This window comes from Acidimicrobiia bacterium (genome assembly GCA_041394025.1).
Lineage (GTDB): Bacteria > Actinomycetota > Acidimicrobiia > IMCC26256 > JAOSJL01 > JAOSJL01.
Map to the genome: position 1 here is coordinate 1 of JAWKJA010000006.1, position 5,049 is coordinate 5,049.

A 5,049-nucleotide genomic window follows, 5' to 3' on the forward strand; every position below is an offset into this window, starting at 1 on the left:
TACCCCAACACGATCCCGACGATCCCCACCACGAGGGCAGCGGTGGCGAGTCCGTTCTTGCGGGGCGGCGGGACCGGCTGCGGTGCCGACGGACGCGACTCCGGCGGGTACCAGAGGGTGTCGCTCGCCTGCCACCAACCCATCGCACCGGGTGGGGGCTGTGGCCTTCCCCCAGCGGTCGGCCCCTGAGTCGCCATCCACGCCTCCTCGGGGTACAGGCTGTGGTCAAACAAGACAATCTACCCTCGATGCCGGACGAGGGTCAGGGCGACGCGGAGCCGATTGCGGCGGAGCTACCCAACGAAGCCGCCTCGAGCGCGGCCGTGGCCGCCTCCCGGGAGGAGTGACCCCGGGCGATCAAGGCGTCACGGAGCGCTCCCTCACGTCGGCAACTCGACACGTCGGTCGCGCGACGACCCCGGCATTCGGGTCGGCGTTGGGCACCTCCTCCATCAACGCGCTGCTCGTGGTCGCCCATTCCACCGTCTCGCCTGGTGCCACGTCGTCGACCTGCGCGGACGGGAAGGTGCGACGTCCGTCCACGGAGCCGACCTCGAGTTCGATGTCGAAGCTGCGGCGGTCATCGCCGTTGTTGGTGAGGGTTCCCTCCACGCGCGCGAAGCCATCGTCGCCCGGAATGCAGTCGACGGTGTGTGAGTAGTCCACTTTGTGGCCTCTGGGGGACGGCGGTCTGTCGACGGCCTGCGCCGTTTGGTCGTGCGTGGCGGACGCGTCGTCACTGGACTCGTCGGTGTCGGTGGCGAAGATCCAGACGACGGCGACGCAGAACGCCAGACCGATCACGGTGGCGAGCCCACCCAGAATCGAGCCCACAATCGCCTTGGTACGCCCCGGTAGTGCCGGGTCCTCGGTCGTCCGTCGGTAGCCCGTGACACCGAGAACGATGGCGGGCGGACCGAGTGCGAATCCGAAGTTCGGCAGCACGATCCCGACGACCCCCAGCACGAGTGCGCTACTCGCGCGGCTGTTCGTAGCGTGCGGGGAGCGCGACTCGGGCGGATACCAGAGGGTGTCGCTCGCCTGCCACCAGCCCACTGCACCGGGCGGCGGCTGTGGCAGTCCTCCGACGATCGGTCCCTGAGTCGTCATACACGCCTCCGGCAGCACGTCCTGCCCAAACGCGGCATTCTACCCCTGGAAGGCCAGATGGAGGTCAGGTGCATCGATGCGTGAGACTCCTGTGGTGCCTTCTCCACTGACCAGGCTGAAGCGCTTCGGCGTCTTCATGCTGGCCGGTCTTCCGGCCTTCGTACTGGCGATCGGGCTCAACATCGTGCTGGTGGAGCGGACACCGCTTCCGGCATGGCTCGCCTACCCCCTGGTGCTGTGGGTGCAGGTGACGATCAACTTCTTCCTGGCCCGCCGGTTCGTCTTCGAGGCTTCGACGCTCCACGCGTCGCTGCGGGCGCAGTACGTCACCTTTCTCGCCGGTGTGTCGGTCGTCCGGGCGTTCGACTGGCTGGCGTACGTGATCATGGTGGCCGCCGGGGTCTACTTCGTCGCCGCGCAGCTCATCAATGTCGTGGCGTTCTCGGTGGTGCGTTTCCTCTTCGCCCGGCGTGTCATCGAAGGCCCCGCCCGATCCACGGACCCGGCGCCCTGACGGGACGCCTCGATCATCTGCCCTCAGAGGGCTGCGACGACCGCGGGGAGGATCTCGCCGAGCGGGTCGCGTGACACGACGGTGGCCACGGCATCGAACGGCGTGGGCTCGGCGTTGGCGACGACGAGGGCGGCCCCGTTCCGCACGCCGATCTCGGGGAGCCCGGCGGCGGGGTACACCGTGAGCGACGAGCCGAGGGCGAGCACGACGTCGGCCGACTCCGCGGCGTCCTGCGAGCGCCGGAGAACGTCGGGGACGAGCGCCTCGCCGAAGGAGATCGTGGCCGACTTGAGGATGCCGCCGCAGTCGAGGCAGGTCGGGTCGTCGTCACCGGACTCGACGCGATCGAGGGTCGGCTGCATGGGTGAGTGCGTGCCGCAGCCCATGCACTTCACCTCGTGGACGGTGCCGTGGATCTCGACGACCGCCTCCGGTGAGTTCCCGGCGGCCTGGTGGAGCCCGTCGACGTTCTGCGTCACGAGCGTGTGGAGCTTCCCCCGGCGTTCGAGATCGGCAAGCGCCCGGTGACCGGCGTTGGGCTCGGCCTTCCACATGCCGCTCTCGATCCGGTGCCGCCAGGCCTTCCGGCGGATGTCGGGATCAGCCATGTAGTAGGAGATGTCGGCCATCTTCTCGGCGTCGGGGTTCTTCGTCCACAGCCCGTTCGGCCCTCGGAAGTCGGGGATGCCCGACTCGGTGGAGATACCCGCACCCGTGAGAGCGACGACCTGCCCGGCCTCGCGGACCAAGGCTGCGATCTCGCGGGCGAGCTCCTCGGAAGGCGTGATGTCCATTCCCCCGACGGTAGCCAAGGCGCCACGGTGGCGGCGACGGCTATGCCGCGGCGTCGGGGACACCCAACGTGTCAGGCGCTGTCGCCGCATCGGCTGCATCGGCCTCGGCCTGCGCCTCCGTGTGACGCTCGTAGGCCCACTGAGCGGCGTCGTGGCAGATCGACGGGTGGAATCCCGTTGAAAAGAGGACGCGCTCGACACGCCCCGGGTCGTCGCCCTGCTCGAGGAGCGTGAAGGCGACCCGTCGTGCCCGCTTGCGTGCGGAGGCGAGTGTGGCGTTGTCGTCGCCGACCTCGTTCCACTGAGCCAGCTCGGCGCGCAGGTCGGCCGGCAGCCGCTTGAGGTGCCGTCGGTTGACCGGTGGGACGTTGCGACGCACGGCGACGGTCCCGCGCCCGTCGTCGCAGGCGAGGTCGAACTGGGCGAGGCGGGTGAGGCTGCGCACGAGCGGGGAGCTGGCGCCCTCGCGCGCGCCGACACCCAGGGCCTGCGAAGTGGAGGCCAGTCGGATCTCGATGCCCTCGGGCGACTGGTCGAATCGCGTGGCGAGGTGGCGCAGCAGCAGGAGGCTCGTGGGTCCCAGCGTCGGGAGCCAGAACTTCTCGACGTAGTGCGAGCGCGGATCGTGGCCGATGACGTCGATCACCTTGTCGGGCCACGGCTGGATCGTGATGGTGGTCATGGCTGTTCCCCCTTCGGCGCAGCACGACGCCGCGCGTTGCCTGTGGCGCGGCACCCGGTGGTCCGGGCGCTCCGTGGGGGAAGTGACGGACTGCACCATGACAGACCACGACAGATTGTGTCAAGTGGCTCCAGCGGGGACGCCGCCGTTCGCGCATGACACGCTCTGCGCCATGCGCCGGGTCTCTGTTGTCGGAGTGCCGGGTTCGGGAAAGACGACCGTCGGTCGGCGGCTGGCCGGGAGTCTCGACGCGCCGTTCGTCGAGCTCGACGCGATCTTCCATCAGCCCGACTGGGGCGAACTTCCGGCTGAGGAGTTCCGACGACGGGCGCTCGAGGCGATGACCCCCGATCGCTGGGTTGTGGATGGCAACTACCCGGCCGTGCAGGATCTCGTCTGGGCCCGAGCCGACACCGTGGTTTGGCTGGACCTTCCCCGCCCGGTGGTCATGTGGAGGATCATCCGACGCACGACGCGGCGTGTGGTCACTCGCGAGCGGCTCTGGGCGGGGAACCGTGAGTCCCTCGCGGACCACCTCAGAATGGACCCGAACCGGAGCCTCATTCGCTGGGCCTGGATCAAGCACGGCGAGTACCAGGTGCAATACGGCGCGGCCATGCGTTCGCCGGAGAACGCCCACATCGAGTTCATCCGACTGCGTTCTCAGGGAGAGGTCGGCGACTTCATCACTCGATCGGCCCGGATCTGAGAGCACCCCCGAGCTGGACTTGTTTGCCGCGACCGAAGGCGCGATCTCGGCGTCGCCGCCGTCTTGTTGCTGCTCGATATTCGGCTCAGCGCTCGAAGCTCGTGGGCGACACTTGACGAAGCATGCCCACCGAAGCCCACATGACGACGGATCCGGCGGAAGCCCTCGAGGTGTGTGGGGAGTTTCTGGCAGCTCGGCCCATCGATCACAACGTGATTCTCACGGTTCTCGAGCGCCGAATCGCGAAACCTGCGCCCGGTCGATACTGGTGGGTGAGCTTGGACGAGGCGATCAGGGGTTTCGCGCTCCTGTCGCCCCTCGATTTCCATTCGGCGATCACACCTCTTCCGCCATCCTGCGTCGAAGCGATCGCTGACCTCATGGGCGAGACCACGCCCGACCTGGTCGGTGTCGCAGGAGAGGCGACCTCGGCCGCTGCGTTCGCTGCTCGCTGGGGTGAAAGGACCCGAGTGTCGGTCGTGCCCGCTGAGGCGCAGCGGATCTACCGGTTGGACGAACTTCACCCACCCTCGATGGTCTCAGGCAGTTTCCGCCAGGCAACCAATGCGGACCGCGACACGTTGATCGCGTACCGGATTGCCTTCGAGAACGACGTTGGCCAGCCCGGCGATTCTGACCCTGCGTCCGCCGTCGACGAGTCGTTGGTGGGCGGGAGAGCATTCGTCTGGTGCGATCCAGAACCCGTTGCGACGGTCGGAATCAGCCGTCCCACAGCGGGTGTCGCGCGGCTCGGCCCCGTCTACACGCCGCTGTCGCTTCGGCGGCGAGGGTACGGCAGCGCCTGTGTCGCCGCTGCCTCCCAATGGGTGCGCGACAACGACGACGCCGAGTGCATCCTCTACACACAGCTCTCGAATCCGACGTCCAATGCGATCTATCGGGCTCTCGGCTATGAACCCGCGGGCGACGTCCTGATGTACCGCTTCGGAACGCCGGCGGCGTTCCGCTAGAACGGGCTTGAAGAGCCGGCAAGGAGGGCGCTCTGTTGATGATCGCGGTTGCGGTCGTCGCTGCGCTCGCCAGGACGACGTCTCCTGTGATCTCGGGTTGTTCAGATGCGGGATGCCGAGTGAACCATTGCCATGTTGCGTCAGCGTCGGTCGTGAGAGCGGCCGCAGGATCGTCGTGAGCACCCGCGTTCAATGCCCACGACGGATCTTCGCCGATGGCATGCCAGACGCCGCCGCCTTCCCCGAGCAGGCGCAGCTCCACGGCAGTG

General features: G+C 68.0%; 7 protein-coding genes. 3 read left to right on the forward strand and 4 right to left on the reverse strand.

Features of this window, described 5'->3' with window-relative positions:
* Nucleotides 1–197, reverse strand: a 197-nt coding sequence (locus R3A49_14405) for a hypothetical protein (GenBank protein ID MEZ5171913.1), incomplete at its 3' end; no start/stop codon positions are given.
* Nucleotides 198–357: 160 nt separating this feature from the next.
* Nucleotides 358–1,110: a DUF4190 domain-containing protein gene (locus tag R3A49_14410; GenBank protein MEZ5171914.1), complete on the reverse strand. Its 753-nt coding sequence runs from the start codon at nt 1,108–1,110 to the stop codon at nt 358–360.
* Nucleotides 1,111–1,204: 94 nt separating this feature from the next.
* Between R3A49_14410 and R3A49_14415 the strand changes: the two genes are divergently transcribed.
* The gene (locus R3A49_14415; protein ID MEZ5171915.1) at nt 1,205–1,624 is read left to right on the forward strand and encodes a GtrA family protein; all 420 of its coding nucleotides are present in this window, start codon (nt 1,205–1,207) and stop codon (nt 1,622–1,624) included.
* A gap of 23 nt (nt 1,625–1,647) precedes the next feature.
* Here R3A49_14415 and R3A49_14420 read toward each other — a convergent pair whose 3' ends face one another.
* Complete coding sequence (locus R3A49_14420; GenBank protein MEZ5171916.1) at nt 1,648–2,418, reverse strand: NAD-dependent deacylase; 771 nt, start codon at nt 2,416–2,418, stop codon at nt 1,648–1,650.
* 40 nt (nt 2,419–2,458) lie between these two features.
* Nucleotides 2,459–3,100, reverse strand: coding sequence for a hypothetical protein (locus tag R3A49_14425; GenBank protein ID MEZ5171917.1), 642 nt, complete (start codon nt 3,098–3,100; stop codon nt 2,459–2,461).
* Here R3A49_14425 and R3A49_14430 point away from each other — a divergent pair.
* Entirely contained in the window at nt 3,051–3,809 is a 759-nt protein-coding gene (locus R3A49_14430) for a shikimate kinase (protein ID MEZ5171918.1), read from the forward strand. The genes R3A49_14425 and R3A49_14430 overlap by 50 nt on opposite strands.
* A gap of 380 nt (nt 3,810–4,189) precedes the next feature.
* Entirely contained in the window at nt 4,190–4,780 is a 591-nt protein-coding gene (locus R3A49_14435; GenBank protein ID MEZ5171919.1) for a GNAT family N-acetyltransferase, read from the forward strand.
* The last annotated feature ends 269 nt before the right edge of the window (nt 4,781–5,049 follow it).

Bases quoted from the DNA above. Each gene is read 5' to 3' on its own strand.
- R3A49_14410 (MEZ5171914.1), bottom strand. From the start codon at position 1,110: ATGACGACTCAGGGACCGATCGTCGGAGGACTGCCACAGCCGCCGCCC.
- R3A49_14420 (MEZ5171916.1), bottom strand. From the start codon at position 2,418: ATGGACATCACGCCTTCCGAGGAGCTCGCCCGCGAGATCGCAGCCTTG.
- R3A49_14430 (MEZ5171918.1), top strand. From the start codon at position 3,051: ATGACGTCGATCACCTTGTCGGGCCACGGCTGGATCGTGATGGTGGTC.
- R3A49_14425 (MEZ5171917.1), bottom strand. From the start codon at position 3,100: ATGACCACCATCACGATCCAGCCGTGGCCCGACAAGGTGATCGACGTC.
- R3A49_14435 (MEZ5171919.1), top strand. From the start codon at position 4,190: ATGGGCGAGACCACGCCCGACCTGGTCGGTGTCGCAGGAGAGGCGACC.